Raw genomic sequence first — 25,686 nt, forward strand, 5'->3', positions numbered from 1 at the left:
ATGAACGAGGCGGCGGGCGCGCGCCTGACGATCGACCTCGCCGCGCTGGCCGCCAACTGGCGCACGCTCGCGCGCCTCGACCCCGGCTCCGAATGCGCCGCGGTGGTGAAGGCCGACGCCTACGGGATAGGCATCGCCCACGCCGTCCCGGCGCTCGCCGACGCCGGCGCGACGACGTTCTTCGTCGCGCATCTCGACGAGGCGCGCGCGGTTCGCGCGGCCGCGCCGCAGGCGACGATCTATGTCCTGAACGGCCTGCCGCCGGGCTGCTGCGACGCCTTCGCCGCGATCGACGCCCGGCCGGCGCTGGGCTCTGTCGAGGAAATTCTCGAATGGACCGCGTTCCGCGCCGCGACCGGCGCCGCGACGCGGGCCGCGGTCCATGTGGACACCGGCATGACCCGCCTGGGCCTCGACCCGGATCAGGCGCGCGACTGCCTCCCGCGCCTGCCCTTCGCGCCCGCGCTGCTGATGAGCCATCTCGCCTGCGCCGACGAGCCGGCGCGCCCCGAGACCGAACGGCAGCGCGCGCTGTTCGCGGAGCTGCGCTCCCTGAAGCCGGACGCGCCGGCGAGCCTCGCCAACTCGGCCGGAACGCTGCTCGGCAAGACGCAGGGCGGCGGCCTCGGCTTCGATCTGAGGCGGCCCGGCGTCGCGCTCTATGGCTCGAACCCTGTCGCGGGCCGGCCGTCGTCCCTGCGTCCGGTCGTGTGGCTGGAGGCGCGGGTCGTGCAGGTGCGCGAGGCGACGGCGGGCGCGGCGGTGGGCTACGGCGGCGCGGAGCGGCTCAGGCGGCGCTCGCGGCTCGCGATCCTGTCGCTCGGCTACGCCGACGGCATCCTGCGTTCCGGCGGTTCGGAGGACGGCGCGCCCGGCGCCTGCGCCGCGATCGGCGGCGTGCCCTGCCCCTATGTCGGCCGCATCTCGATGGACCTGATCGCGATCGACGTCACCGACGCGCCCGAACGCCCGAACCGCGGCGACTGGGTCGAGGTGCTCGGCTCCACCGTCTCCGTCGACGACCTCGCCCGCGCCTGCGGCACCATCGGCTACGAGGTGCTGACCGGGCTCAGCCGGCGATCCGAGCGCAGGTTCCTGGGGTAAGGCGTCGGTATTGACGGCGCCCTGGAGGCGCTACAGATTATCAACAGTTGATAACGCAGGAGGATCGTGATGCCGTCCAGTTTCGCCCTCGGCGAGCATTTCGAGGGCTTCATCCGGTCCATGGTTGCGTCCGGCCGCTACAACAACGCGAGCGAAGTGGTGCGCGACGGACTGCGCGCGCTCGAAGATCGCGAACTCGAGCGGGCGAAGGATCAGGCGGAGCTCGACGCTTTCTTGGCCGAGAGTTTCGATGACGTCGAGGCGGGACGGGTCTACCCGATCGAAGAGGTCTTCGACGAAATCCTCAGCGAGGTTCGCGAGCGGTCTGGACGCGCGGGTGACGATGTAAAATGAAGGTCGTGGTCACCCGCCGCGCCCGAAGCGAGCTGAGGGACATTGGCCGCTACGTCGCGGGCGACGACCCAGCGGCGGCGGAGCGATTGGTGGCTGACCTTTATGCGCGGCTGGCGGCGCTTGCCGACGTCGCCGAACGTGGAATGGTCGTCGGTATCAGTCGAACGCGACCGATCCGTCGTCTGGTCCATGGGGCCTACCTGATTATCTATACCGTCGACGTCGACGCCGTCCGGGTTCTGCGCGTGGTCCACGGCGCCCGAAGCCCGAAGCTTTTGCTCAGAGACATTGATCCCCAAGCCTGATGGCCCGCCTGAAACCCACCTTCGTCTGTCAGGCCTGCGGCGCGGTCACCTCGCGCTGGGCGGGGAAGTGCGAGGCCTGCGGGGCCTGGAACGCGATCGTCGAGGAAGCCGTCGCGGCGCCCCTGCCCGGCGGCGCGTCCTCGACGGCGGCGCGGGCGCTCGGCCGCGGCCGCGTGGTCGTTCTGGAGGGGCTGTCCGGCGCGACCGACGAGGCGCCGCGGCTCGTCGCGGGGCTCGGCGAGCTCGATCGCGTCACCGGCGGCGGCTTCGTCCACGGCTCCGCGCTGCTGCTGGGCGGCGAGCCCGGCATCGGCAAATCCACGCTGCTGCTGCAGGGCTCCGCCGCGCTCGCCCGCGCCGGCCATCGGGTGGTCTACGTCTCCGGCGAGGAAGCCGCGGCGCAGGTCAGGCTGCGCGCGCAGCGGCTTGGCCTCGCCGACGCGCCGGTCGCGCTCGCCGCCGAAACCAATGTCGAGGACATCCTGGCCACGCTGAAGGACGGCCCGCCGCCGCGGCTCGTCATCATCGATTCGATCCAGACGCTGTGGACCAGCCAGGTCGAGGCCGCCCCCGGCACCGTCACGCAGGTGCGCGCCGCGGCCCAGGCGATGATCCGTTACGCCAAGACCACGGGCGCCTGCGTCATCCTCGTGGGCCACGTCACCAAGGACGGCCAGATCGCCGGTCCTCGCGTCGTCGAGCACATGGTCGACGCGGTGCTGTCGTTCGAGGGCGATTCGGGCCGCGACTTCCGCATCCTGCGCGCGCAGAAGAACCGCTTCGGACCCACCGACGAGATCGGCGTGTTCGCCATGACCGGCGACGGGCTGGAGCAGGTGACGAATCCCTCCGCCCTGTTCCTCGGCGACCGGGAGCCCGACGCTCCCGGAGCCGCGGTGCTCGCGGGGCTCGAGGGGTCCCGACCGATTCTCGTGGAGATCCAGGCGCTGGTGGTGCCGTCGACCCTCGGCACGCCGCGCCGCGCCGTCGTCGGCTGGGACAACGCCCGTCTCGCCATGGTGCTGGCCGTGCTGGAGGCGCGCTGCGGGGTCCGGCTCGGCGGCCATGACGTGCATCTCGCGGTCGCGGGCGGGCTGCGCATCCAGGAGCCGGCGGCCGACCTCGCGGTCGCCGCCGCGCTCGTCTCCTCGCTCACCGGCGCGGCCCTGCCGGTGGACGCCGTGTTCTTCGGCGAGATCGGGCTCACCGGCGCGGTCCGGCCCGTGTCGCATCCCGGCCCGAGGCTGCGGGAGGCCGCGCGCCTCGGCTTCAAGCGCGGCGTTCTGCCGGCGGCCGCCGCGGACGCGGCGCAGGGCACGGACGTCTCGATCGTCGCCATTCCAACGCTCGACGTGCTGGTCGCCCGCCTTGCGGCGCGCGCAGACGCCGCGCATGCGTCGCGACAAGGCGCGTGACGGGCGCATGACCGCGCGGTATAGAGAGCCCGCTCGAAGGCCCGCGAGGGTTCACGCCCGCTCACGATCCCGATCGACCGCGTAGATGACCATCACACTTCTCGACGTGATCCTTATCGGCGTGATGCTGATCTCGGCCGTGCTGGCGATGGTGCGCGGATTCACGCGCGAGGTGCTGTCGATCGCCTCATGGGTCGCCGCGGCGGCAGCGACCATCGTCGCGTTCGAGCCGGCGCGAGCGCTCGCGCGCGAGCACATCAAGTTCAATCCGCCGCAGATCGCCGACGTGGTCGCCGCGGGCGGCGTGTTCATCGTCACGCTGCTGGTGGTGTCCTTCATCACCATGAAGATCTCGGACGCGATCCTCGACAGCCGCATCGGCCCGGTCGACCGCACGCTCGGCTTCATGTTCGGCGCGGCGCGCGGCCTGCTGCTGATCGTGATCGCGTTCCTGTTCTTCTCCTGGCTGGTGCCGGAGAAGGGCCAGCCGGACTGGTTCCGCACCGCGCAGTCCAAGCCCATGCTCCAGAGCGCGGGAGACCAGCTCCTGGCGCTGTTGCCCGAAGACCCCGAAAGCACCATTTTGCAGCGACTGAAGCGGCGCGACGGCGCGGCGGGCGAAGGCAATGCGGCGCCCTCTGCGCCGGCCACGCCTGACGCGGCGCCTCCGCCTGAGGAGACGCCCTCGGCGGCGCCGTCGCGGCAGGACAGGCAGGGCATACAGAACCTGCTCGACCGGGACGCCCGGCCGAACCAGTGAGATCGCCGCGCGGGTCGCGCGGCCGGCGTGGAGGCGGCGGAATCGCCTCCGGGAGACGGACCATGAGCGAGCCCAGCATGGCGCGCGCCGACGCCCAGCGCGCGCCGGACGCCGTCGAAGACGTTTTCGATCCTTACGCCGACCGGCTGCGTGAGGAATGCGGCGTCTTCGGCGTGTTCGGCCACCCGGACGCCGCCGCGCTCACAGCGCTTGGCCTGCACGCCCTTCAGCACCGCGGCCAGGAGGCCGCGGGCATCGTCTCCTTCGACGGCGGTCGCTTCCACGCGGAGAAACGCCTCGGCCTCGTCGGCGATCACTTCTCCGACGCCAAGACCATCGGCCGCCTGCCCGGCCGCGCCGCGATCGGCCACAATCGCTATTCGACCACCGGCGAGACCATTCTCCGCAACGTCCAGCCGCTGTTCGCGGAGCTCGACGCCGGCGGCCTCGCGGTGGCGCACAACGGCAACCTCACCAACGCGCTGACGCTGCGCCGCGAACTGGTGAAGGCGGGAGCCATCTGCCAGTCGACCTCCGACACCGAGGTCATCCTCCACCTCGTCGCCCAGAGTCGCCGCCCGCGCATCGTCGACCGCTTCGTCAACGCGCTGCGCGAGATCGAGGGCGCCTACGCCCTCGTCGCCCTGACCACCAAGAAGATGATCGGCGCGCGCGATCCGCTCGGCATCCGCCCGCTGATCCTGGGCGAGCTCGACGGCTGCCACATCCTGACCTCCGAGACCTGCGCGCTCGACATCATCGGCGCGAAGTACATCCGCGACATCGACAACGGCGAAGTCGTCGTCATCACCGACGAGGGCGTGCAGTCGCTGCGCCCGTTCCCGCCGCAGCCGATGCGCCCCTGCGTGTTCGAGTTCGTCTACTTCGCCCGACCCGACAGCGTGGTGCAGGGCCAGTCGGTCTACGAGGTGCGCAAGCGCATGGGCATGGAGCTCGCGCGCGAATCGATGCCCGACGCCGACGTCGTCGTGCCGGTGCCGGATTCTGGCGTCCCCGCGGCCATCGGTCTGTCGCGCGAGAGCGGGGTGCCGTTCGAACTCGGCATCATCCGCAACCACTATGTCGGCCGCACCTTCATCCAGCCGACCCAAGGCGTGCGCGAGCTCGGCGTGCGCATGAAGCACAGCGCCAACCGCAGCCAGATCGAGGGCAAGCGCGTCGTGCTGGTCGACGACAGCCTGGTGCGCGGCACCACGTCGAAAAAGATCGTGAAGATGATGTATGACGCCGGCGCCAAGGAGGTGCATTTCCGCCTCGCCTGCCCGCCGATCCTGTACTCCGACTATTACGGCATAGACACTCCGGAGCGGGAGAAGCTGCTCGCCGCGACCCACACGCTGGAGCAGATGCGCGAGCTGATCGGCGCGGACAGCCTGGCCTTCCTCTCGGTCGACGGGCTCTACCGCGCCATGGGCTACGACGGCCGCGACGACCTGCGGCCGCAGTTCGCCGACCACTGCTTCACCGGCGACTACCCGACCCTGCTCACCGACCGCTCGGGCGAGACCCCGCGCCAGCTCTCGCTGATCGCCGAGGCGAGCTGACGACCGGTTTTCCAAGGCTGGAGCCGCCCCGCGCGGTGTCTTTCGGCGCGCCTTTGCGGTAAGGGGTCCGGGCTCGCCGACCGGGAGACGTCACGTCCCGGTCGGCGAGCCGCGCATACGCAGACGGACGCCGAACGCCCATGTCGACTGAAAAGCTTCTCGCCGGCCGCGTCGCGGTCGTCACCGGCGCCTCCCGCGGCATCGGCAAAGCCGCCGCTCTCGCCCTCGCCGAGGCCGGAGCCCACGTGGTCGCGACCGCGCGGACGCAAGGCGGGCTTGAAGAGCTCGACGACGCCATCAAGGCCGCCGGCGGCTCCGCCACCCTCGCTCCGTTCGCCATCGACGACTACGACGCCATCGACCGCCTGGGCGCGGCGCTCTACCAGCGCTTCGGCAAGCTCGACATCCTGGTGGCCAACGCCGGCCAGCTCGGGCCGCTCTCGCCGCTCGGCCATGTGGAGCCGAAGGACTGGGACAAGACAATTGCGGTCAACTTAACCGCGAATTGGCGGCTCATCCGCTCGCTCGACCCGCTGCTGCGGCTCTCGGACGCCGGACGCGCCGTGTTCCTGACGTCCGGCGTCGTGCACAAGGACCGCGCCTACTGGGGCCCCTACGCCGTCACCAAGGCCGGCGTGGAGGCGCTCGCCCGATCCTACGCCGCCGAAACCCGGACCAACACGCCGGTGCGGGTGACCCTGGTCAGTCCCGGCCCGCTGCGCACCGCCATGCGCGCCCGCGCCATGCCCGGCGAAGATCCGGCGACCCTGAAGACGCCCGAAGACCTCGCGCCGAAGATCGTGGCGCTCTGCCGCCCTGAGTGGACCGAGACCGGCAAGCTCTACGACTTCCCGACCGACAGCCTGCAGAGCTTCCACGCGCCGGCGTGACGGCGCGTCAGCGCAGCAGCAGGTCCGGCAGCGCGCCGATCCGGCGGACGGCGCCGCTCCGCCGCGGCGTGACGGACACGTCCAGCATCATGCGCTCGACGCCTGAGAACCAAGGCAGATCGAGTTCGATCGTCTCGGCCGACCACCAGTCCGCCCGGGATGCGCGCCGGACGCCGCGCATGGACAGCGTCACCGTCATCGGCTCCGGCCCAAGGCCGGGATTGCGCAACGTCAGCGGCCGTCCGTCGTAGAGCGGAGCCTTGAGCGGTGGAGCGACGACGCCGAAGCGCGCCGCGAGATCGCTCTCAAGCCGATCGGCAGCCCGGACCAGCGCCTCTGGAACCTTGGCCGGGCGCACGGCGTCCCAGTCGATCGCGGCGAGCGACGCGGGATCGTCGAGAAACGCCGTCGGCAGAAAATCCCGGAAGCCGCTGAACCGCCGCAGCGCGTTCGATATGCCGCGGTCGGGCAGCGCGACCACCGGCGTGCCGAAGCCGACGCAGGGCAGCGCCACATGCAGCCGGCGGGTGATCACCAGCCGCGCGGTCCGCAGCCGCTCCAGCAGCCGGGCGAGCGCTGCGTAGCGCATCAGCGAGTCTTGCTGCGTCATCGGCGGCAGGAAGTTGCTGATCACCTCCGCCCCATCGCGGAGATGGGCCGGCACATGGGCCGCAATCGCCTCATCCGGCAGGTCGACGATCAGCACGCCGCGCCGCTGGTCCTCCGGGACCGGCGACAGGCCGCGCCCGATGAACAGCGTCAGGCACCCGACCCAATCCGCGGCCACGCCGGCCGCGCGCAGGAGCTCCGCGCTGTCCAGGTCTCGGGCGCCAACCGGACCGCGCGCCGCAAGCCACGGCTTCCACGCGCTCATCATCAACGCGTCGGAGCCGAGCGCGAAGCCGAACAGCGCCGGCTCGATCGACGGGTGCGGCGTCCGGTAGTCCTGCCCCTGCTTGAACCAGGAGTTGAAGATGGTCAGGTGGGGGCCGTCGAGCGCCTCGATCGCCATGCGGTCGCGCGCGATCAGCGCGTCGAGCCGCGGCAGCCGCGCCAGCGCCGCGTAGGACTGGATGTCGTCGCCGATGTTGTAGGTCGAGAAGCCGAAGGCCGCGGCCCGCAGGCCGGGCCGCTCCGCGCTCGTCCGCGACGGGGCCGCCACGCGCCGGCGCGTCAGCAGGTCGGTCAGCGGCCGGATCAGCCGCTGCGCCCGCTCCGCCGGCGTGCGCTTCGACACGGCGCCTTCAGCCCTTGTCGTAAGGGTTGTCCGGCGTGCGGAAGGTCAGCCGGATCGGCGCGCCGGGCAGGTCGAAGGTCTCGCGAAGCCCGTTGACGAGGTAGCGGACGTACGAGTCCGGCAGCTCCTCGGTGCGGGTTCCGAAGATGACGAAGAACGGCGGCCGGGCCTTCGGCTGGGTGGCGTAGCGCAGCTTGATGCGCTTGCCCGCGACCGCGGGCGGCGGGTGCCGCTCGAGCACGCCCTCGAGCCAGCGGTTCAGCGCGGCGGTGGAGACGCGGCGGTTCCAGACCTCATGCGCGGCCGCCACCGCCTGCATCAGCCGGTCGACGCCCTCGCCGGTCTGGCCGGACAGCGCGACGAGCTGCGCGCCCTTCACCTGCGGCAGCAGGCGATCGAGCGCCTCGCGATGGTCCTTCTGCGCCTGGCCGCGGTTCTCGACCAGATCCCACTTGTTGAGGGCGATCACCAGCGCCCTGCCCTCGCGCGCGACGAGGTCGGCGATCGACAGGTCCTGCTTCTCGAACGGCATCGTCGCGTCGAGCAGCACGACCACGACCTCGGCGAACTTGATCGAGCGGATGGCGTCGGCGACGGACAGCTTTTCAAGCTTGTCGATCACCCGCGCCTTGCGCCGGAGCCCCGCGGTGTCGACGAGCCGCACGCGGCGGTCGTTCCACTCCCAGTCGATCGAGACCGAATCGCGGGTGATGCCCGCCTCCGGCCCGGTCAGCATGCGCTCCGATCCGACAAGCCGGTTGACGAGCGTCGACTTGCCCGCGTTCGGACGGCCGACGATCGCGATGCGCAGCGGCGCGTCCTCGCCCGGCTCGTCCTCGTCTTCGTCGGAGGGCTCCGGAAAGAACGGCCGCAGGGCGTCGTAGAGCTCGCCAAGGCCCTCGCCATGCTCGGCGGAGACCGGCAGCGGATCGCCGAGCCCGAGGGAATAGGCCTCGTAGGAACCGGCGACGCCGGCGCGGCTCTCGGCCTTGTTGGCGAGCAGGATCACCGGGCGATGGGCGCGCCGGACAAGATCGGCGAAGCGGATGTCGTCCGCGGTCACGCCGGCGCGGGCGTCGGTCATGAACAGCACGATGTCCGCCTCCTCGATCGCGGCCTCGGTCTGCTGGCGCATGCGCGCCTCCAGCGAACCTTCGGCCGCGCTTTCGAGCCCGGCGGTGTCGACGATGCGGAAGGTGAGATCGCCGAGACGGCCTTCGCCCTCGCGACGGTCGCGGGTCACGCCCGGGCGATCGTCGACGAGCGCGAGGCGCTTGCCGACCAGCCGGTTGAACAGCGTGGATTTGCCCACGTTTGGCCGGCCGACGATGGCGACAAGCGGCAGCGGGTAAGCGGGCGGCGTTTGTTCGGTCACGTGTCGACGCCCTCCCGGCGCCCGTTCCGCGGGCGGCCGGGGATCGGCCGTCAGGCGGTTACGACAGAGGCTGCGGCACCGTGGCCGGAGGTTGCGGCGCGACCGGCGGCACCGGCCGGCGCTCGCCCGGCAAGGCCGTTTCCTTCTCGCCGAACGGATTGAGGTTTGAGATCGACTCGCAGCCGCCAAGCGCGCCCGCGAGCGACGCCACCACGGCGAGACGGAGAAGCAGTCTGGAGCGCTCGGTCACGTAATCGTTTCCCCGGTTTGAACCTACCCACACGCGTATGCGCGCGAACCTACTTAGCGGGCGCGGCCGCCGCAGCCGGCATCACCGACAGCATCAGGTCGGCGCGCTGCCGCGCGCCCTGGCCGGTTTCCGGATCGGAGACGAGCGCCTCGAACTGGCGGCGGGCGTCCACGAGATCGCCGGCCTTGTAGGCGGCGAGGCCCAGAACCTCCCGCGCGGCCTGCCGCCACGGGCCGTTGTCGACGGCGAGAGCCTCGACCAGCTTCCGGACCTCGTCGCGCGAGGCGTGATCCACCGCCACATAGCCGGCGCGGACCCTAGCCGCATCCCGCAGCAGTGCGTCGGCCGCCGAATCGTTCGCCACCGCCTCGTAAAGCTTCAGCGCCGCAGCGGGGTCGGACTTCACGACCTCGGCGGCTTCGCGCAGCCGCGCCAGCGCCTGATAGCCCGCCGGCGCGTTCGCGGCGAGCTCGGCGAAGGCTGCCTTGGCTTCGTCAGCCTTTCCTTCCTCGGCCAGCCGAGCGGCGGCCTGATACCGATCGCCCGCGGCCTCCGCCTGCCGCGCCTGCCAATACTCATAGCCCCGCCATCCGCCGGCGGCGGCCACCAGCAGCACCGCCACCGCGACGATCAGCCAGCCGTACCGCGTCCAGAGCCTCTGCAGCCGCTCGCGACGCAGGTCCTCCTGCACTTCATGGAAGATGTCGGTCATCGGCTCTTATGCGCATCCAGTCGTCATGCGGGGACTTTGCGAGCCGGGATCACGCGGCGCGCAAGCGGCGCGCACCATAGCGACGGGGCGGCGGCGCCGCAAACCCTTTGCGTCACGCGGGTCCTAGAACGTGAAGGCGGGAACGCCGATCAGGATCGGGTGCAGGAACACGCCGAACAGCGCATAGACGACCGCCCCCAACGCCACCGCGACCACGTCGTTGCGCCCGTCCGCCGGGCCGCGCGCCAACTCGCCATGGGCCCGCGACTCGCGCTTGATCAGAATGCGGGCGACGACGCCATAAGCGAGGAAGCCGCCGAACAGCAGGACGCTCGCGAGATCACCGTTGGCGACAAGATGGCCGGCGGCCCACAGCTTCAGCGCCGCGAGCATGGGATGCTTCGTTTTCGCGCGGATGTGACCGGGCAGGTAGGCCGCGACCAACAGAATGAAGGCCGGCAGCATCAGCGTGATGGGGATGTGCCGCGTCCAGGCCGGGGGCGTCCAGAGCGGAACGAAAGGCGCGGTCGCGTAGCCATAGACAACGAGCGCGAGCCCGGCCGCCGACACCAGCGAGTAGAGCCCCTTGTAACCGCTCTCCCCCAGCCGCGCGATGAGTTCGGCCCGGCGCCCGCGCGCGCGGGTGAAAATGTGCCCGCCGAGGAAAAGCGCGAGCCCGAGCAGCAGGAAAATCATGGCGCCCCTACCCCAGTTTGGAGAGGCTCCAGACTATCGGCGCCGGCCACGCGACACCAGACCGACGGCGAATGAAACCGGCGTCCCTGTTTCAGGCGGCGCGCTTCGGCGCAGGCAGCGCGGCGACGGCGTTGCGCGCCGCCGCGGCGTCGCGGCGAGCGCGCTCGGTTTCGGTCTCGAGCCGCGCGACCTCGGCGCGCTTGGACCGCGCCTCCTTGCGCCACTTGCCCTGGCGCGCCCAGGCGGCGACCCCGCCAACCAGCACGCCGATCATGACGGCCAGGAGGATCACGGCGAACAGCGGCAGATTGACGGCCAGCGCCGGCGCCTCCGGTGAGAATGGGTCGAATCCGATCTGCACGGACTGCCGATTCGCCACGGCGAACAGCACGAGGAACAGCGCGAGTGGCACGCCGACGAGGCCGGCCAGGAGACGACGCAGTGTCATGCCGAGGCTTCCGCCGCCGCTGCAGGATCGTCCTTGTTGAGGCGCACGCGCATCTCCTTTCCCGTCTTGAAGAACGGAACCACCTTGCCGTCGACGGAAACGTGCTCTCCGGTGCGGGGGTTCCGGCCGACGCGCGCCGGTCTCGCCTTCACCGAGAAGGCCCCGAAGCCGCGCAGTTCGACCCGGTCGCCACGCGCGAGCGCGTCGACGATCTCGTCGAGAATCGCGTTGACGATGTTCTCGACATCGCGCTGGTAGAGGTGCGGATTAACGCTCGCGATCCTCGCCACCAATTCGGACTTGATCATTGAGCCCTCCCGCGCCGCCTTCCAGGACGACGCATTACCCCTAAGTATCGGCAAAATAAGAATTATTGCTGGGCAGGTTGCCAGATGGCGAGCAGACCGTCAAGGACGGCCCCCTCGCCTGCATAAGCGGTCCGGATCGCGCTGGCGACGCTCGGAAGCCCAAGCGCCTCCGCAACCCACGCCGCCGAGGCCGTTGCGAGGCCGAGCCGCTCCAGACCGTCCGTTCTCGGCTTCCATTCGCGGACCGGCAGATCGGGATCGACGCCCCGGGTTTTGAGCCAGTCAATCGCCTCCGCCTCGCCGCCGAGTTCGTCGACAAGCTTGAGTTCGATCGCCTGGCGGCCGGTGAAGACGCGCCCGTCGACGACCGTCGCGAGCGCCACGCCGTCGAGCTTGCGTCGATCGGCCACGATCGCCTTGAACCAGTCGTAGCTGTCGAGGATCAGGGCTTCGAGCGCCTTGCGCGCCTCCGGGCTCGTGGGCTCGACGCCGCTCGGCGCCGCCTTCAGAGGGCTCGACTTCACCGACTCCACCTGGACCCCGAGCTTTTCCAGCAGGCCGGTGAAGTTCGGATACTGCGCCAGCACGCCGATCGAGCCGGTGATGGACGTCTGGCGCGCGACGATGCGGTCGGCGGCGAGAGCCGCGATGTAGCCGCCCGACGCCGCCATGGTCTCGACGACCGCGACCACCGGGCGCTTCTCGGCGATCTTGCGGACCGCGTCGTAGATGTCCTCGGACGCCGTCACGCCACCGCCCGGGCTGTTGATCATCAGCAGCACGCCGCGGGCCTCGCTCTTCTCGAGGTCCTTCAGAAGCTTGTCGCGCTTGTCGTCGCCCATGATCACGCCCGAGAGCTCGACCTTGGCGATATGCGGCTCGCGGGGCCCCGGCTTGCCGTCGCCGCCGCGTCCGAGCGCGAAAGCCACGATCGCGACGCCGAGGATCGCGACGGCGCCCACGCGCCAGAACGCCAGTCTGCGCCGAAGCGAGCGACGCTCGAGAATTGCTTCGGTGTCGAGTGCCATCGGCGTCGGTCCGTCTTCAGAGCGTCGTGTCGGCGGCCACCGGCGCGCGGTGGGCCGACAGGCCTAACACGACGAAAGCCCGCGCGGAACTCCCGCGCGGGCTTCGGATCAAGCGTGGGCGCTTTCTCTTCGCGGACGAGCCGCGAAGAGAAGACGCGGGGCTTATCAGTCGTCGCTCTCGGCGTCGCGCCGCTTGAGCGCGGCCCCGAGGATGTCGCCGAGCGAGGCGCCGCTGTCGGACGAGCCGTACTGCGCGACGGCCTCCTTCTCTTCGGCGATCTCGAGCGCCTTGATCGACACGGAGACCTTGTGGGCCTTCTTGTCGAACTGCGTGATGCGGGCGTCGAACTTCTCGCCGACGGCGAAACGCTCCGGACGCTGGTCGGCGCGGTCGCGGGCGAGATCGGCGCGGCGGATGAAGGCCGTGAGGTCGGTGTCCTGGATCTTGACCTCCAGGCCGCCTTCCTTGACCTCGATCACCTCGCAGGTGACGACCGAGTTCTTGCGGATCTCGCCCGAGTCCACGAACGGATCGCCGCCGAGCTGCTTCACGCCGAGCGAGATGCGCTCCTTCTCGACGTCGACGTCGAGAACCTGGGCGCGCACGATGTCGCCCTTCTTGAACTCGTCGATGACCTGCTCGCCCGGACGGTTCCAGTCGAGATCCGACAGGTGGACCATGCCGTCGACGTCGCCGTCGAGACCGAGGAACAGACCGAACTCGGTTTTGTTCTTGACCTCGCCCTCGACCTCGGAGCCGACCGGATACTTCTCGACGAAAGCTTCCCACGGGTTCTGCATGGTCTGCTTCAGGCCGAGCGAGATGCGGCGCTTCACCGGATCAACCTCGAGCACCATCACCTCGACCTCCTGAGAGGTGGCGACGATCTTGCCCGGGTGGACGTTCTTCTTGGTCCACGACATCTCGGAGACGTGGATCAGGCCCTCGATGCCCGGCTCCAGCTCCACGAAGGCGCCGTAGTCGGTGATGTTGGTCACGCGGCCGGTGAACTTCACGCCCGCCGGGTACTTGGCCTCGATGCCCTGCCACGGATCGGCCAGCAGCTGCTTCATGCCGAGCGAGATGCGGTGGGTCTCGTGGTTGATCTTGATGATCTTCACCTTCACCTGCTGCCCGATCTGGAGCAGCTCGGTCGGGTGATTGACGCGGCGCCACGCGATGTCGGTGACGTGCAGCAGGCCGTCGATGCCGCCAAGGTCCACGAACGCGCCGTAGTCGGTGATGTTCTTGACGACGCCCTCGATGACCTGGCCCTCTTCGAGGTTCTGGACCAGCTCCTGGCGCATTTCGGCGCGGGACTCTTCAAGCACGGTGCGGCGCGACACGACGATGTTGCCGCGGCGGCGATCCATCTTGAGGATCTGGAACGGCTGCGGCGTGCCCATGAGCGGGCCGACGTCGCGCACCGGGCGGATGTCGACCTGGCTGCGCGGCAGGAAGGCGGTCGCCCCCTCGAGGTCGACCGTGAAGCCGCCCTTGACCTGGTTGAAGATGACGCCTTCGACCTTCTGGTTGTCGTTGAAGGCCTGCTCGAGCTTGACCCAGCTCTCCTCGCGGCGCGCCTTGTCGCGCGACAGCACGGCTTCGCCGAGCGCGTTCTCGACGCGCTCCAGATAGACCTCGACGACGTCGCCGACCTTGAGCGGGTTCTCGCGGCCGTGGCCGGTGAACTCCTTGACCGCGACGCGGCCCTCGGTCTTCAGGCCGACGTCGATGACGGCCATGTCCTTTTCGATCGCGGTGATCGTGCCCTTGATCACCGAACCTTCGGCGATGTCGGCGGTCGCAAACGATTCTTCGAGCAGCGCGGCGAAATCTTCGCGCGAGGGTGCGGCTGCGGCAGTGGCGTTCATGAAGTCTCCTGCCCGTCTTCGGGCCTAAGGCGCCGGCTTTGGTGTTGACGATCGGCTTCCGGGCCGCCGCTGTCCGGTTGCGCGCCTCTCCGGAAAGAGAGACGGGCCGGCGCCGGGACGGATGCGGCCGGGGAGCCCCTCCGTAAACGCGCCTTGCGCGACGGCCGCTCGTGGACGAGGGCCGCTCCAACGCCGTGACGCCTTAACGGATCGCGGCTCGTTAGCAGATCGGCCGTCTCGGCGCAACGAGGGAGCGCGGATGTCAGGCGGTTCGCGCCTTCACGACGAGGCGGTCGACGATCGCGACCGCGGCCGCGAAGGCGGCGTCGGCGTCAAGCGCCGTGGTGTCGAGCGTCACCGCGTCGTCCGCAGCCTTGAGCGGCGCGTTGGCTCGGCTCATGTCGCGATGGTCGCGGGCGCGGATGTCGGCCAGGATCGCCGCTTCGTCGACGTCCTCGCCGCGGCCGCGGAGCTCCAGCGCGCGGCGACGGGCGCGCTCCTCGGCGGAGGCGATGACGAACAGCTTGGCGTCGGCGTCCGGGCAGATCACCGTGCCGATGTCCCGCCCGTCGAGCACGGCGCCCGGCGCTTCGGACGCGAACCGACGCTGGAACTCGAGCAGCGCCTGACGGACCTGCGGATAGACCGAAACGATCGAGGCGCCGGCGCCCGCCGCCTCGCTCCGCAGCATGGGATCGGCGAGGAAGGCGGGATCGAGCGCGCGGGCCTCCTCCGCGCCGGCGTCGGCGTCGTCGAGCATGTCGCGGTGGATCAGCTTCAGCGCGACCGCCCGGTAGAGGAGGCCGGTGTCGAGATGGCGCAGCCCGTAATGGGCGGCGATGCGGCGCCCGAGCGTGCCCTTGCCGGACGCCGCCGGCCCGTCGATCGCGATGATCACGGCGCGACCTCGAGATCGCCGCCGAGGCCGCCCATGAGGTCGAAGAAGGTCGGGAAGCTGGTCGCGATCATAGTGGCGTCGTCCACGGTCACCGGCCGCTCGGCGGCGAGCCCCATCACCAGGAAGCTCATCGCGATGCGGTGGTCGAGATGGGTCGCGACCGCAGCCGCCCCGCCCGGCGCGCGGCCTCCGCCGCCACGGACGATGAGGTCGTCGCCCTCGATGCGGGCCTCGACCCCGTTCGCGACGAGGCCGGCGTGAACCGCGGCGAGGCGATCGCTCTCCTTGACGGTCAATTCGTGCAGCCCGCGCATCCGCGTCTCGCCCTCCGCGAAGGCGGCGGCGACCGCGAGGATCGGATACTCGTCGATCATGGTCGGCGCGCGCTCCGGCGGCACGTCTACGCCCTTCAAAGGGCCGGCGCGGACGACGAGATCGGCGACCTCGTCGCCGCCGTCCTCGCGCACGTACTCGAGCGAAATGTCGGCGCCCATCTCCAGAAGAGTGGTCACGAGGCCGGTCCTGAGCGGGTTGGTCATCACCCCCTCCAGCGTGACCTCCGAGCCCGGCGTGATCAGCGCGGCGACCAGCGGGAACGCCGCCGACGACGGATCGGCCGGCACCCGAACCTCCGCCGGCCTGAGCTCGGGCTGGCCGACGAGCCTGATCTCCCGGCCATGGGCGCCATGAGGCTCGACGGTCACCTCGGCGCCGAAGGCGCGCAGCATGCGCTCGGTGTGGTCGCGCGTTGCCTCGCGCTCGACGACCGTCGTCACGCCCGGCGCGTTGAGGCCCGCGAGCAGCACCGCGGACTTCACCTGCGCGGACGGCACCGGCGTCTCGTAGGCGATCGGCAGCGCGCGATCCGGTCCCTTCAGCGTGAGCGGCAGCCGGCCGCCCTCGGCGGCGTCGACGACCTTGGCGCCCATAAGGGCGAGCGGATCGAGGATGCGCCGCATGGGGCGCGAGCGCAGCGAAGCGTCGCCGTCGAACGACGCCTCGATCGGATGTCCGGCCACGACCCCCATCATCAGCCGCGAGCCGGTGCCCGCGTTGCCGAAGTCGAGCGGCGCCGCCGGAGCGCGCAGGCCGCCGACCCCGACGCCGCGCACGCGCCAGCTCCCTTCGCCGAGCCGCTCCACCTCGGCGCCGAGCGCCTCAGCCGCGCGGGCGGTGGCGAGCACGTCCTCGCCCTCCAGAAGGCCCTCGATCCGGGTTTCGCCGACCGCGAGCAGCCCGAGAATGAGCGCGCGGTGCGAGATCGACTTGTCGCCGGGCGCGCGGACGCGGCCGGCGAGCGGCCCGGCCCGACGGGCCGTTGCGGGACGGGATAGGGCGGCGGCGGACACGGTGGGCGGACCCCGGGAACGAGACGTTGGATGGCGGACCGCGGGCCGCGGGCGCGGGCGGAGCCGGCCATGCGAACCGGGCGGCGGGGCCGGACGGCGCGCATTGGCTCTTGACAGCCCGGTCCGCCCACGTCAATCCACCGCCTCGTTTCGCGACAGATGGGATGAACGCCTTGGGGAAGCCTGAACTCGGCGTCAAGCGCGTGTGCCCGGAGACAGGGCGCAAGTTCTACGACCTGAACAAAGATCCGATCGTTTCGCCGTACACCGGCGTGGCCTATCCCGCGTCGGCGTTCGAGCCCGTCGTGAAGGTTTCGCGCGTCGCCGCGGAGAAGGCCGTCCCGCGTCCGAAGAAGGACGAGGAAGACGAGGCCGTCGACGACGCCGACACCATCTCGCTGGAGGACGCCGACGACGAGGCGACCGGCGGGGCGAAGGCGTCCGGCGACGACGACGGCGACGATGTGGACGTTGACGTCGATTCGGACGACGACGCCGACCCCGAACCGTTCCTCGAGGACGACGAGGACCCGAACGACGTGACGGAAATCATCGGCGATCGGGAGAAAGACGAGGAGGCTTGAACGCCGCCCCGAAACGTGATTTGAGATGCGCCGCCCCGGTTCGCCGGGGTCGCGACCTTCCCCGGATCGCCGAGATTTGGGGACGAGACGCCTTCACTGCGAAGGCGTGACTGTCCGGTCTCCCCGGCGCGACTGTTCCCAACAGCGCCGGACCAAGGAGACCGTCCCCCGGTGGGGCCATAGCTCAGTTGGGAGAGCGCTTGAATGGCATTCAAGAGGTCGGCGGTTCGATTCCGCCTGGCTCCACCAATCACTCCCTGCGAACCTGGGAGCGTTCAGACTGGACGATCGGTCCGGTCTGCCACGCGACTTAGCGGGCGGGCGGCTCGCTAGGCGGCCTCTTGGACGATCTCGATCGTGCCGTCGCCGAGTCGAATCGCGCCTGCGCGCTCGAACGCCGCGAGCCATCCTTCCATCGGCCAGCGCCCCCATTTCCGGCGAAACACCTCCGCGTTGCGGACGATGTCGGCGAGATGCTCGAACGGCGGATCGCTGACCGGGTGATGCTGATGGAACGCGCGCGCTTCACCCATGAACAGGAGCGGAACGCGCTTCGTTTCGGCGCGGAATCCAAAATCGGTGTCTTCGCCGCCATAGCCGACGAAGGTCTCGTCGAAACCGCCGAGCGCTTCGAACGTTTCGCGCCGCACCCCGAAGGCGAGCGACCAGAACAGGCCGGGATTGGATACGATCCGGAGGCCGCTTTCCGGAAAACGCCGAGCTTCGTGCGGGCGCCCGGCGGCCACCAGATCCCGCTCGGTCCAATCGCCGCGGGCGTCGTCCGGTCCGAGATAAAGCACCTCGGGGCAGACGACGCCGTCCCGTTCTCTCAGAACCTGGTCGACGGCGCCGAGGAGCGCGCGCGACGGGATGCAGTCGGCGTCGAGGAACAGGAGCCGTGCGCCGGTCGAGAGCCTCGCGGCCAGATTCCGAGCGGCGGCGAGTGGCAAGCGCTCTCCCGGCAAGCGGACAAGCCGGAGCGGGAAGTTAGGGGCCTCCAAAACGAGCGGCTCGTCGTTCATATCGACGACCACCAGCTCGTCCGGCGCGCGTTCGGACCGGCCGAGGCCCTCCACCAGATTGCGCAGATGCTCGGTCCGCCCGCGCGCAAGGGTCAGGACGCTGACGCCCGTCATGCGCGCCTCCACAGGTCGAGACGATAGTTTTCGTGGCGGTCGGTCCGCAGGCGAGCAATCGGCGCGACCATTGCGGCGCCGAGCTTGGCGACCGCGTCGTCGGCGGTTTGGGGGTAGTCGGTTTCTCCGGTCCAGTGGACGAGGAGCAGGTCGCCCGAGGGAACGAGAGCCCGATCGATCCAGCGGCCGGCGGCAGCGAGATCCTCGTCGCCGAGATAGTAGGCGACCTCCGACATCACGATCAGATCGAACCGGCCTTGTGGAGCCGCGCCAGGAAAAGCGCGCTGCTCGAACCGGACGCCCAAATCCGCGCAGCGTGCGACGGCAAGACGGAGCGCCGTCTCGCTGACGTCGATCGCGAGCAGGTCGACTGCATGCTCATTGAGGCGCCGCGTCAGAACGCCATTCGCGCAACCGATCTCAAGTGCAGACCGGTAGCGTCGACCGCCGAGCGCGGCGATCGTGGCGTCGTACTTCGCGGCCTCGTAGGCGCTGGTCTCGAAGCCCCAAGGGTCTGGATTCGCGACGAACATGCCCTCGAAGTAGCCGGAAGGCAGGCTTCCCTTATGGCGCATGCGGGGACCCGTCGAGATAGAGGACGTCGGCGGCCGGCATCCGTTTCAGCCGCTCGGGGACCCGGAAACCTTCGCCGTGGAGCGGCGTCGTCTGGCTTCGATGCGCGGCGAGCGCGAGCCGCCGCGGGCCGGGGCGGGACGGTTCGGTGCGGTAGGCGGGTCCCCGAGGCACGCGCTCCGCCCAGACCACATAGTCGAACACCTCGATCGGCCGCATGACGGCGGCCGCGACGGCGCGCGCGAGCGCTGAGGCCGCCTTGTGGTCGCAATGCGGATCGAGCGCGGACGTGGTGGCGATGGCGTCGACGCGGCGCGCCCGACACAGGGCTTCCAGGCGTCGGACGCCGCGCGTCCAGGCCGGCGATCCCGGCGCCGGGGGATGCGCGTCCGGCCAATCGAGGAAGACGGGGGACGGCGCGCCGGGGGCCAGCGTTCTCAGGGCCGCGCGGGCCTCGCGCCGGCGGATGGCCGCGAGATCGGCCGGTCCATCCGGTCCATGCGACGCGCGCCCATCGGTCAGGAACGCCACGGCGGCGAGCCGCCCGCCGGCCGCGGCCTCCGCGATCAGGGCCCCGGCGCCGATGGTCTCGTCGTCGGCGTGCGGTGCGAGCACCAGCCACCGCGCCTTGGCCCACGGGCTTCGGCTCAGCGGCCTCGGAAAACGGGAGGTCACCACAGCTCGTCCTCGCCCCAGACGTCGCGCTCGAGGAACGCCTTGGCGGCTTCGTCGCGGGCGTGGTCGGGGCCGGCCTGCCGGAGGTAGAGGCTCAAGTCCCGGATGATCTTGTCGATGCGGGAGCCGTCGAGCGCGCTTCGCGTTCCGACGATGCGCGCCGAGAGCTCCATCACGTCGAGGGCCGCCCGCTCCACCACGCCGCGCGTCATCATGACGAACGGCTTTGCGTCCGGGTGATCGCCCGCCGCGCGCTGCGCCGCCTCGCGCGTCCAGAGCCAGGCCCCGCGCGCGGCCGCGACGGCTTCGGCGAATTTGGCGCGCTGCAGCGGATCCTCGCGGGCGTCGTCCCGCATCGCCTTGCGGGTTTCGGCGAGCAGCCCTTCGACCCCGCCGAGCTGCACGGCGAGGAACCGCCACGCGCCGGCGGTGAAGCGCGGCTCGCGATCGTAGTCGCCCGGCGCTCCGAGGAGGTCTTCGCGGCGGGGGCGCATGCCCGTGAGGTCATAAGTCCCGCTCATCGTCGCGCGCATGCCGCGCACGCGCCAGCCGGAGGTGTCGGCGCGCTCCGGCTGGTTGGCCGGGACCACCACCAGACGCCGCTCGCCGACCGCAGGTCGCGCCGTGACGATGGCGAAGTCGAGCCCGCCGGCGCCCGTCGCGAAGCGCTTCGAGCCCGAAAGGCGCGGCCCGAAGGGATCGTCCTCCAGCGCGACGCCGGGCGAGGGCTCGGTGGCCCAGACGCCGAACAGTCGTCCGGCGTCGAGGTCCTTCGCCAGCCGGCGGAGCTGCTCGGCCGAGCCGTACCAGGCGAACAGCTTCAGCGCGTTGACATGGCCCTCGTAGATGCGGCCGAGACTGAGGTCCGCCCGTCCGACCAGACGCAGCGCGTCGAACAGCGAGCGGTTCTCGGCCTCGGCCGAGCCGAACGCCTCGCCGCCGCACTGGAGCGGTGCGAAGGTCCTGTGAAGGCCGCTGCGCACGAGCAGCCGGACGCTTTCCGCAGGAAAAACGCCTTCGGCGTCGTAGCGTTGGCCGAGCTTGCCGAGTTCGCCGTCGAACAACGCGAAGTGCAGGGCGGCGGATGGGATCTGCGTCATCGGTCGGCCCATCGCTCTATAAGGGAGGCCGCGCTCCCCGCGCCGTTCGCGTCGTGGAACGACGCGATCCTGCGATGGTCGAGGGCCTCCGCCTGCTGCAGAACGCGCGGCCATGCGGATGCGGAGGGCCAACGGGACAGGACCACCGCCGCGCCTGCGCGGTCGAGCGCCGCGGCCTTGGCGTGCTGCTCGGCGAAGGGCCGGTCCTCGGGGATGCAGACGAAAGGCCGTTCGGCGGCCGCGACCGCGGCGAGAACGCCGTCGCCGGCGCCGCCGACCACGACGGCGGCGACGCCGATCTCGTCAGCGGCGTCATCGACCCATCCGGCGACGTCGAGGTTGGACGGCGCCTGCGTCGGCCGCTCGACCCGGCCGATCACCCGCCATCGGCGATCCGGCGTCGCGCGGGCGGCCTCATCGATATCCTGCGCTGTAATTCGGCTTCCGCCCCGGCCGAACGCCACCAGGACGACATTGTCGGTCCGGTTGCCGGCGGGTGGAAAGGAGCCAAGACCGGAGGCGTAGACCGTCTTCGCGCGCACCCAGTCCGGGACGTCGTCGGCTTCGCAACGCGGATCGAACGGCGCGAGGAGCGCCTTCGCGCCGCGGAACGCGTCGAGATGGGCCGGGTCCCACCGCGCCCCGGCGAGCCGGACATAGACGGTCGGGGTGGCGCAGAGCCGCGCCAGCATCGCGACCTCGACGGAGACGTCGACGACCATAAGCGCGGGTCGCCGCTCAGCGATCCAGGCCGCGATCAACCGCATGCGATCACGGACGCCGGAGTGGTCGATCGGCGCGTAATGCAGAGCGTCGGGCCGATCCGCAGCTCCGTCCTCGCCCGAAAAACCTCCGTCCGACCGGTCGTCGGGAAGCTCCAGAACCTCGAATGGGCCGAACAATCCCGTCACGCCCGTGCCGATCAGCGTGAACCGCCCCGGCGCTTGCGCGGCGATCGCCTGCGCGCGCCGGCGGTGGCCCTCGCCATGGTGGTGCACGTAATAGCCGATCTGGCCGCCGTTCATGCCGCGGTCTCGATCGCGGCCGGAACCACGACGACGTCGCAGGTCATCGGCGGCAGCCCGGCCTCCAGCGCGGCGACGCGCGCGTCGCCGCCGGCCAATCGAACGACGCGCCGCCAACGCGCGCGCTCCCTCCACTGGTCGAGCGACGGCGCCGCCATGGCGTGGGAGGAGGAACTGGCCAGCTCCTTCATCTTCGCGGCCATGCCGCCGGTCGCCCGGGCGTCCGTCCTCGCCGAGACTCGGGTCCAGACCGAAGGCGGATGGCTGAGGCGGAAGCCGAGCGCGCGCGCCGCCATGACGAAACTGGCGTCTTCGCCGGAGGGGATCGGAGGGATGCCGCCGACGGCGCGATAGGCCGCGACGGTCGTCGCGAGGCTGCCGCCGGTATGGTCGCCATGACGCGGCCAGGGATCCCACGCCACGGGATCGATCTCATCCTCGATCTCGCGGACCGCGCGCCAATAGGCCGACAACGCCTCCCATCTCGACCGGACGAGCGGCGGCACGGCTTCGTCTTCATCGAGCGTCAGCGCGCCGCCGACCAGGTCGACGCCGAGCTCGATCGCCTTGACGTTCTCGCGGACCCAGTCCCGCGGCGGCCTGGCGTCGGCGTCGGTGGTCAGCAGGATCGCTCGATCATCCTCCCCGAGGACGGCGACTCCGAGGTCCATCGCGCGCCGGCGCGCCGTTCCGGCATGGGCTGCTCCGGGTGGGAACGTCTGTTCGTCGAGGTGAAGCGTCAGGGCGCCTTCATGTTCGCTCGCAAAGCGCTCCGCGATCGCTCGCGAGCCGTCCGACGTGTTGTTCAGCGCGACCACCACCGGCAAGGGGCTCGGCCAGTCCTGCGCCGCGAGCGCCGCCAGCAGGCGCGGCAACCGCTCCGCCTCGTCGCGCGCCGGAACGCAGACGCAAACCCGCCGCGGCCCCGCGTCCGCGGTCATACCGCGACCGCCAGCTCGCCGGTCCGCAGGGTCGGAGCGCTGTCCCTGACCATCTGCGCATAGAGCCGCTCGTAGATCGAAACCATGAGGTCTGCGTCGCAGTGGCGTTCGGCCCGGAGCCGGCACTTCCGGCGGTCCAGCCGCTGCGCCGCGATCGCCGCGTCCGCGAGAGCGCACGGATCGTCGGGCGTCGCCAGCACGCCGCAGGTCTCGTCGAGGACTTCGGCGACGGCGCCGCGCGCGAAGGCCGCGACGGGCGTTCCGCAGGCCAGCGCCTCCGCCGCGACCAGCCCGTAGGGCTCTTCCCAGCACGGCGTGAACAGCAGCGCCAGCGCCCCGCCGATCACCTCGGCGAGCTCCGCATGGCCGAGATGGCCGAGATAAATCGCGTCCTGGTTCAGACGAGGCCGTATCTCGCGTTCGAAATAGTCGGCGTTCGCGATCGGGCCGGCGATGCGCAGCGGCAGACCGACGAGCCGCGCGGCGTCGATCGCGAGATGCAGCCCCTTCTCGGGCACGATCCTTCCGGACCAGGCGAGATAGCAGGCCGAGGGCGCGGGATTGAACGCGAAACGCGTCAGGTCGATGCCGTTGAGCACGACGCCCCTGACCGGCGCGATGGGAGCCCAGAGGCTGCGCAGCGCGTCCGACACCGCGACGAGGATCGAGCGGGAGTTGCCGATCCGCACGCCGCTTTCGAGCCAGCAAAACGGCGGCGTGTGCAGGGTCGTCAGCATCGGCGTCGCGACGGCGTCCGCCATCGCGACCGGCAAGTAATGCAGCGAGTTGTTGTGGATGACGTCGAAGCCGCGGCCGCCGATCCCGGTCATCAGCTTCAGATAGGCGTGGTGCTCCCGGAAGAACGCCACGTCAGTGGCCTCCGCGAGGCCGACCTCGCGGATGGCCGTCTCCTCGCAGATCGGCTCCACGCCCACCGACGGATCGGACCCGTCGGAGGCGAAGACGACGACGTCGTGGCCGCGTCGGCGCAGACCGCTCGCGAGCAGGTGGGTGTGTGTCTCGAGCCCGCCTGCGAAAGGCTCGCCGATGCGGTGCTTGAGATGCGCGATGATGCCAATACGCAAAACGACGACCTACCTTTTTCGAAGACCAAGCGCGGTCCCATCCGCGCGGCGAGACGGATCAGGCTGCGAGCTGTTCCGCGATCTTCGAGAGGCGTTCGTCGGCGGCCTTCTCTTCCTCGAGGGTCTTCTGCAGAAGCGGCGTCGCTTCGTCGTAGCCGAGCTTGGCCGACCAGGACCGGAGCATGCCGTAGCGGGCGATCTCGTAATGCTCGACGGCCTGCGCGCAGCCGATGAGGACGTCGTCGGAGGCCGGCGACTCCGCGAAATCCTCGAGGTCTTCCTCCATCTCGGAGGTGATCCCCTGCATCGCCTCGCACGTCTTCGCGCGCGGCGTCTTGCCGATGATCGCGAAGATTTCGCTCAGACGCTCGATCTGCGTCTCCGTCTCCTCGAGATGCTCTTCGAACGCCTTCTTGAGTTCGAGCTCCTTGGCCGCCTTCGCGGACTTCTTCAGCGCTCGCGCGGACGCGCGCTCGGCGTAGAGCACGTCCTTCAGCGTTTCGTGGAATGCGTCCGCAAGCGTCTTGGTCGTAGCCATCCGGCGATCTCCCTGATCCGTTCGATTGGGAGAGTCCCGCTTTCGCCTTCCCGTTCCCAGGCGCAGGGGGAAAATCGACCAGCCGGCCTATCCGGGTCGGTTCGGGAACGGATTCCGTTATACCGGGATAAGGTCCCCCAGCTGCCGGCCGAGCCAGCGCTCGGCGGCGGCGAGATTGGCGAACAGCGGAGGCTTGGTGCTGTCGACGCCGTTGAAGCCGGCCTCGAGGCTCCATTGCCCCACGACCGGCCCATGGTCGGGATCGTCGAGCCGGACAAGGACGGCGATGAGCTTGCCGTTGAGCAAGACCAGCCGCCCTTCTTCGTCGGCTGATCCGGTCTCGACCTTTACGGGCAGGAACTCCATCACGGGCGCTCCTCGCGATCCTGTCTGAAGTGCAGATAACTCGGGTCAAACTCGGCGAACGCCTTCAGGGCGTCCACGTCGGGAATGGTGATGCCGCGGCCCGCGGAGACGATCAGGCCGGCTCCGCGCAGGCGCTGAAGCGCGCGGTTCACCGAGACGGTCGTCAGCCCGACGGTGTCGCCCAGCTCGGCCTGCGACAGCTCGAGCCTGAAGCTGTCGTCCGTGGCCTGGCCGACGACCTGCAAGCGGACAAGCAGCTCGCAGAGGATGTGCGCGACGCGGGCGCTCGGCGTCCGGCGGCCCATGTTGACCAGCCATTCGCGCAGGATCGCCGCGTTGACGAGCTCGGACCACCAAAGCGCGCGCGCGAGCGCAGGGCGCGAGGTCAGCATCAGCACATGGTCTTCGGAGAGCTCCGCGACCTGGCACGGCGTTCGCGCCGCCATGCCGTGGTCCATCTTGTCCAGCAGGAAGCCGTAAAGGTCGCAGAAGTCGCCGGGCACCAGATAGCCGATGATCTGCCGCTTGCCGTCGGGCAGCGTCTTGTAGCGGTAGCCATGCCCCTCGATGATCACATGGACGGTGTCGGTGTGATCGCCTTCGCCGACGATGTCTTCGCCGGACTTCAGCGTCCGCCCACGTCCCATCACGGCGTGAAGAAGCGTTTTATCCTCATCCGGCAATGGATGGAGCGCTTCGAGTTTGCGGATGACTGCCGTCGACATTCTGCCCTGTTCTCAATCCACGTCGCTCGTACGATCCCCGGGGGCGCTGTCCGCCGCGCCGCCGGCGGCGTCCGCGGACGCCTGGTCCCGTTGCGACGACAGCACGGCCTCGAGGCGCGCGGATATGTGGTCCGCCACCCGGCCATCGAGCTTCATCGCTTCCAAAGCCGCCTTCAAAGCCTCGAGCGCCTGCACGCGGTCGCCGGTGGCGCCGGCGACGTAGGCGTCGATGTGTTGGTCGGCGAGTTTGACGCCATCGTCGGCCGGGGCCCCGGCCGCCACGACAAACCACGTCAGACACGTCTGGAGATCGCTCATTCCACGGTTATACGGCGTGCAATAACGTCCGGATATAAACCCCTATAACGC

At 70.3% G+C, this 25,686-nt stretch carries 30 protein-coding genes and 1 tRNA gene; 9 read left to right on the forward strand and 22 right to left on the reverse strand.

Annotation, left to right across the window (positions count from 1 at the left end):
• From alr to PKE78_RS08800, 7 genes are all read left to right on the forward strand, one after another.
• Window positions 1-1,104, forward strand: coding sequence for an alanine racemase (alr, locus tag PKE78_RS08770; protein WP_271200490.1), 1,104 nt, complete (start codon window positions 1-3; stop codon window positions 1,102-1,104).
• A gap of 69 nt (window positions 1,105-1,173) precedes the next feature.
• Entirely contained in the window at window positions 1,174-1,458 is a 285-nt protein-coding gene (locus PKE78_RS08775) for a type II toxin-antitoxin system ParD family antitoxin (RefSeq protein ID WP_271200491.1), read from the forward strand.
• Window positions 1,455-1,763, forward strand: coding sequence for a type II toxin-antitoxin system RelE/ParE family toxin (locus PKE78_RS08780; protein WP_271200492.1), 309 nt, complete (start codon window positions 1,455-1,457; stop codon window positions 1,761-1,763). The genes PKE78_RS08775 and PKE78_RS08780 overlap by 4 nt, the downstream gene beginning before the upstream one ends.
• Window positions 1,763-3,178, forward strand: a complete 1,416-nt coding sequence (radA, locus tag PKE78_RS08785) for a DNA repair protein RadA (RefSeq protein WP_271200493.1) — start codon at window positions 1,763-1,765, stop codon at window positions 3,176-3,178. Before PKE78_RS08780 ends, radA begins: the two co-directional genes overlap by 1 nt.
• Before the next feature lie 85 nt (window positions 3,179-3,263).
• The gene (locus PKE78_RS08790; protein ID WP_271200494.1) at window positions 3,264-3,938 is read left to right on the forward strand and encodes a CvpA family protein; all 675 of its coding nucleotides are present in this window, start codon (window positions 3,264-3,266) and stop codon (window positions 3,936-3,938) included.
• A gap of 77 nt (window positions 3,939-4,015) precedes the next feature.
• Window positions 4,016-5,503: an amidophosphoribosyltransferase gene (purF, locus tag PKE78_RS08795; RefSeq protein ID WP_271200962.1), complete on the forward strand. Its 1,488-nt coding sequence runs from the start codon at window positions 4,016-4,018 to the stop codon at window positions 5,501-5,503.
• Between the two features lie 140 nt (window positions 5,504-5,643).
• Window positions 5,644-6,393: an SDR family NAD(P)-dependent oxidoreductase gene (locus PKE78_RS08800; RefSeq protein ID WP_271200495.1), complete on the forward strand. Its 750-nt coding sequence runs from the start codon at window positions 5,644-5,646 to the stop codon at window positions 6,391-6,393.
• Between the two features lie 7 nt (window positions 6,394-6,400).
• Here PKE78_RS08800 and PKE78_RS08805 read toward each other — a convergent pair whose 3' ends face one another.
• The 11 genes from PKE78_RS08805 to aroA all read right to left on the reverse strand — a co-directional run bounded on the left by PKE78_RS08805 (window position 6,401) and on the right by aroA (window position 16,569).
• Entirely contained in the window at window positions 6,401-7,630 is a 1,230-nt protein-coding gene (locus tag PKE78_RS08805; RefSeq protein ID WP_271200496.1) for a polysaccharide pyruvyl transferase family protein, read from the reverse strand.
• Between the two features lie 7 nt (window positions 7,631-7,637).
• Entirely contained in the window at window positions 7,638-9,005 is a 1,368-nt protein-coding gene (gene der / locus PKE78_RS08810) for a ribosome biogenesis GTPase Der (RefSeq protein WP_271200497.1), read from the reverse strand.
• Window positions 9,006-9,063: 58 nt separating this feature from the next.
• Entirely contained in the window at window positions 9,064-9,255 is a 192-nt protein-coding gene (locus PKE78_RS08815) for a hypothetical protein (RefSeq protein ID WP_271200498.1), read from the reverse strand.
• 49 nt (window positions 9,256-9,304) lie between these two features.
• Window positions 9,305-9,967 (reverse strand): tetratricopeptide repeat protein, encoded by a 663-nt coding sequence (locus tag PKE78_RS08820; protein ID WP_271200499.1) that lies wholly within the window; start codon window positions 9,965-9,967, stop codon window positions 9,305-9,307.
• 123 nt (window positions 9,968-10,090) lie between these two features.
• Window positions 10,091-10,663: an NnrU family protein gene (locus PKE78_RS08825; RefSeq protein ID WP_271200500.1), complete on the reverse strand. Its 573-nt coding sequence runs from the start codon at window positions 10,661-10,663 to the stop codon at window positions 10,091-10,093.
• Window positions 10,664-10,754: 91 nt separating this feature from the next.
• Window positions 10,755-11,111, reverse strand: coding sequence for a LapA family protein (locus PKE78_RS08830; protein ID WP_271200501.1), 357 nt, complete (start codon window positions 11,109-11,111; stop codon window positions 10,755-10,757).
• Window positions 11,108-11,467 (reverse strand): integration host factor subunit beta, encoded by a 360-nt coding sequence (gene ihfB, locus PKE78_RS08835; RefSeq protein WP_487349013.1) that lies wholly within the window; start codon window positions 11,465-11,467, stop codon window positions 11,108-11,110. Before ihfB ends, PKE78_RS08830 begins: the two co-directional genes overlap by 4 nt.
• Window positions 11,468-11,481: 14 nt before the next feature.
• Complete coding sequence (sppA, locus tag PKE78_RS08840) at window positions 11,482-12,447, reverse strand: signal peptide peptidase SppA (protein ID WP_271200503.1); 966 nt, start codon at window positions 12,445-12,447, stop codon at window positions 11,482-11,484.
• 165 nt (window positions 12,448-12,612) lie between these two features.
• Window positions 12,613-14,322 carry a 30S ribosomal protein S1 gene (gene rpsA / locus PKE78_RS08845; protein WP_271200504.1) on the reverse strand — a complete coding sequence of 570 codons (1,710 nt, stop codon included), beginning with the start codon at window positions 14,320-14,322 and terminating at the stop codon, window positions 12,613-12,615.
• Between the two features lie 262 nt (window positions 14,323-14,584).
• Window positions 14,585-15,220: a (d)CMP kinase gene (cmk, locus tag PKE78_RS08850; RefSeq protein WP_271200505.1), complete on the reverse strand. Its 636-nt coding sequence runs from the start codon at window positions 15,218-15,220 to the stop codon at window positions 14,585-14,587.
• Window positions 15,217-16,569, reverse strand: coding sequence for a 3-phosphoshikimate 1-carboxyvinyltransferase (gene aroA, locus PKE78_RS08855; RefSeq protein ID WP_271200506.1), 1,353 nt, complete (start codon window positions 16,567-16,569; stop codon window positions 15,217-15,219). Before aroA ends, cmk begins: the two co-directional genes overlap by 4 nt.
• On the opposite strand from aroA, the gene PKE78_RS08860 reads away from it, so the two are divergent.
• Together PKE78_RS08860 and PKE78_RS08865 are read left to right on the forward strand one after the other, a co-directional pair.
• Window positions 16,539-17,153: a TIGR02300 family protein gene (locus tag PKE78_RS08860; protein ID WP_309299099.1), complete on the forward strand. Its 615-nt coding sequence runs from the start codon at window positions 16,539-16,541 to the stop codon at window positions 17,151-17,153. The genes aroA and PKE78_RS08860 overlap by 31 nt on opposite strands.
• 173 nt (window positions 17,154-17,326) lie before the next feature.
• Window positions 17,327-17,402 (forward strand) — tRNA-Ala (locus PKE78_RS08865).
• An 80-nt stretch (window positions 17,403-17,482) separates the two neighbouring features.
• On the opposite strand, the gene PKE78_RS08870 is transcribed toward PKE78_RS08865, so the two are convergent.
• The 11 genes from PKE78_RS08870 to PKE78_RS08920 all read right to left on the reverse strand — a co-directional run bounded on the left by PKE78_RS08870 (window position 17,483) and on the right by PKE78_RS08920 (window position 25,635).
• Window positions 17,483-18,289 carry a glycosyltransferase family 2 protein gene (locus PKE78_RS08870; protein WP_271200507.1) on the reverse strand — a complete coding sequence of 269 codons (807 nt, stop codon included), beginning with the start codon at window positions 18,287-18,289 and terminating at the stop codon, window positions 17,483-17,485.
• A complete protein-coding gene (locus PKE78_RS08875) occupies window positions 18,286-18,822 on the reverse strand; it encodes a class I SAM-dependent DNA methyltransferase (RefSeq protein ID WP_271200508.1) in 537 nt (178 codons plus the stop codon). The genes PKE78_RS08870 and PKE78_RS08875 overlap by 4 nt, the downstream gene beginning before the upstream one ends.
• A gap of 31 nt (window positions 18,823-18,853) precedes the next feature.
• Window positions 18,854-19,477, reverse strand: a complete 624-nt coding sequence (locus tag PKE78_RS08880) for a PIG-L family deacetylase (protein ID WP_271200509.1) — start codon at window positions 19,475-19,477, stop codon at window positions 18,854-18,856.
• 56 nt (window positions 19,478-19,533) lie between these two features.
• Window positions 19,534-20,637 (reverse strand): acyl-CoA dehydrogenase family protein, encoded by a 1,104-nt coding sequence (locus PKE78_RS08885; RefSeq protein WP_271200510.1) that lies wholly within the window; start codon window positions 20,635-20,637, stop codon window positions 19,534-19,536.
• A complete protein-coding gene (locus PKE78_RS08890) occupies window positions 20,634-21,662 on the reverse strand; it encodes a glycosyltransferase (protein ID WP_271200511.1) in 1,029 nt (342 codons plus the stop codon). The genes PKE78_RS08885 and PKE78_RS08890 overlap by 4 nt, the downstream gene beginning before the upstream one ends.
• On the reverse strand, window positions 21,659-22,603 hold the full coding sequence (locus PKE78_RS08895; protein WP_271200512.1) for a glycosyltransferase family 2 protein: 945 nt from the start codon (window positions 22,601-22,603) through the stop codon (window positions 21,659-21,661). Before PKE78_RS08895 ends, PKE78_RS08890 begins: the two co-directional genes overlap by 4 nt.
• Window positions 22,600-23,688 carry a glycosyltransferase family 4 protein gene (locus PKE78_RS08900; protein ID WP_271200513.1) on the reverse strand — a complete coding sequence of 363 codons (1,089 nt, stop codon included), beginning with the start codon at window positions 23,686-23,688 and terminating at the stop codon, window positions 22,600-22,602. The genes PKE78_RS08895 and PKE78_RS08900 overlap by 4 nt, the downstream gene beginning before the upstream one ends.
• Before the next feature lie 58 nt (window positions 23,689-23,746).
• Window positions 23,747-24,226, reverse strand: a complete 480-nt coding sequence (locus PKE78_RS08905) for a YciE/YciF ferroxidase family protein (RefSeq protein ID WP_271200514.1) — start codon at window positions 24,224-24,226, stop codon at window positions 23,747-23,749.
• Between the two features lie 117 nt (window positions 24,227-24,343).
• Window positions 24,344-24,592 (reverse strand): hypothetical protein, encoded by a 249-nt coding sequence (locus PKE78_RS08910; protein WP_271200515.1) that lies wholly within the window; start codon window positions 24,590-24,592, stop codon window positions 24,344-24,346.
• The gene (locus tag PKE78_RS08915; protein ID WP_271200516.1) at window positions 24,592-25,317 is read right to left on the reverse strand and encodes a Crp/Fnr family transcriptional regulator; all 726 of its coding nucleotides are present in this window, start codon (window positions 25,315-25,317) and stop codon (window positions 24,592-24,594) included. The genes PKE78_RS08910 and PKE78_RS08915 overlap by 1 nt, the downstream gene beginning before the upstream one ends.
• A 12-nt stretch (window positions 25,318-25,329) precedes the next feature.
• Window positions 25,330-25,635, reverse strand: coding sequence for a hypothetical protein (locus PKE78_RS08920; protein WP_271200517.1), 306 nt, complete (start codon window positions 25,633-25,635; stop codon window positions 25,330-25,332).
• Window positions 25,636-25,686 lie beyond the last annotated feature (51 nt).

Source organism: Methylopila turkensis (genome assembly GCF_027922325.1).
GTDB lineage: Bacteria > Pseudomonadota > Alphaproteobacteria > Rhizobiales > Methylopilaceae > Methylopila > Methylopila turkensis.

Bases quoted from the DNA above. Each gene is read 5' to 3' on its own strand.
- alr (WP_271200490.1), top strand. From the start codon at position 1: ATGAACGAGGCGGCGGGCGCGCGCCTGACGATCGACCTCGCCGCGCTG.
- PKE78_RS08775 (WP_271200491.1), top strand. From the start codon at position 1,174: ATGCCGTCCAGTTTCGCCCTCGGCGAGCATTTCGAGGGCTTCATCCGG.
- PKE78_RS08780 (WP_271200492.1), top strand. From the start codon at position 1,455: ATGAAGGTCGTGGTCACCCGCCGCGCCCGAAGCGAGCTGAGGGACATT.
- radA (WP_271200493.1), top strand. From the start codon at position 1,763: ATGGCCCGCCTGAAACCCACCTTCGTCTGTCAGGCCTGCGGCGCGGTC.
- PKE78_RS08790 (WP_271200494.1), top strand. From the start codon at position 3,264: ATGACCATCACACTTCTCGACGTGATCCTTATCGGCGTGATGCTGATC.
- purF (WP_271200962.1), top strand. From the start codon at position 4,016: ATGGCGCGCGCCGACGCCCAGCGCGCGCCGGACGCCGTCGAAGACGTT.
- PKE78_RS08800 (WP_271200495.1), top strand. From the start codon at position 5,644: ATGTCGACTGAAAAGCTTCTCGCCGGCCGCGTCGCGGTCGTCACCGGC.
- PKE78_RS08820 (WP_271200499.1), bottom strand. From the start codon at position 9,967: ATGACCGACATCTTCCATGAAGTGCAGGAGGACCTGCGTCGCGAGCGG.
- PKE78_RS08825 (WP_271200500.1), bottom strand. From the start codon at position 10,663: ATGATTTTCCTGCTGCTCGGGCTCGCGCTTTTCCTCGGCGGGCACATT.
- PKE78_RS08830 (WP_271200501.1), bottom strand. From the start codon at position 11,111: ATGACACTGCGTCGTCTCCTGGCCGGCCTCGTCGGCGTGCCACTCGCG.
- sppA (WP_271200503.1), bottom strand. From the start codon at position 12,447: ATGGCACTCGACACCGAAGCAATTCTCGAGCGTCGCTCGCTTCGGCGC.
- rpsA (WP_271200504.1), bottom strand. From the start codon at position 14,322: ATGAACGCCACTGCCGCAGCCGCACCCTCGCGCGAAGATTTCGCCGCG.
- PKE78_RS08870 (WP_271200507.1), bottom strand. From the start codon at position 18,289: ATGACGGGCGTCAGCGTCCTGACCCTTGCGCGCGGGCGGACCGAGCAT.
- PKE78_RS08875 (WP_271200508.1), bottom strand. From the start codon at position 18,822: ATGTTCGTCGCGAATCCAGACCCTTGGGGCTTCGAGACCAGCGCCTAC.
- PKE78_RS08885 (WP_271200510.1), bottom strand. From the start codon at position 20,637: ATGACGCAGATCCCATCCGCCGCCCTGCACTTCGCGTTGTTCGACGGC.
- PKE78_RS08890 (WP_271200511.1), bottom strand. From the start codon at position 21,662: ATGAACGGCGGCCAGATCGGCTATTACGTGCACCACCATGGCGAGGGC.
- PKE78_RS08895 (WP_271200512.1), bottom strand. From the start codon at position 22,603: ATGACCGCGGACGCGGGGCCGCGGCGGGTTTGCGTCTGCGTTCCGGCG.
- PKE78_RS08905 (WP_271200514.1), bottom strand. From the start codon at position 24,226: ATGGCTACGACCAAGACGCTTGCGGACGCATTCCACGAAACGCTGAAG.
- PKE78_RS08910 (WP_271200515.1), bottom strand. From the start codon at position 24,592: ATGGAGTTCCTGCCCGTAAAGGTCGAGACCGGATCAGCCGACGAAGAA.
- PKE78_RS08915 (WP_271200516.1), bottom strand. From the start codon at position 25,317: ATGTCGACGGCAGTCATCCGCAAACTCGAAGCGCTCCATCCATTGCCG.
- PKE78_RS08920 (WP_271200517.1), bottom strand. From the start codon at position 25,635: ATGAGCGATCTCCAGACGTGTCTGACGTGGTTTGTCGTGGCGGCCGGG.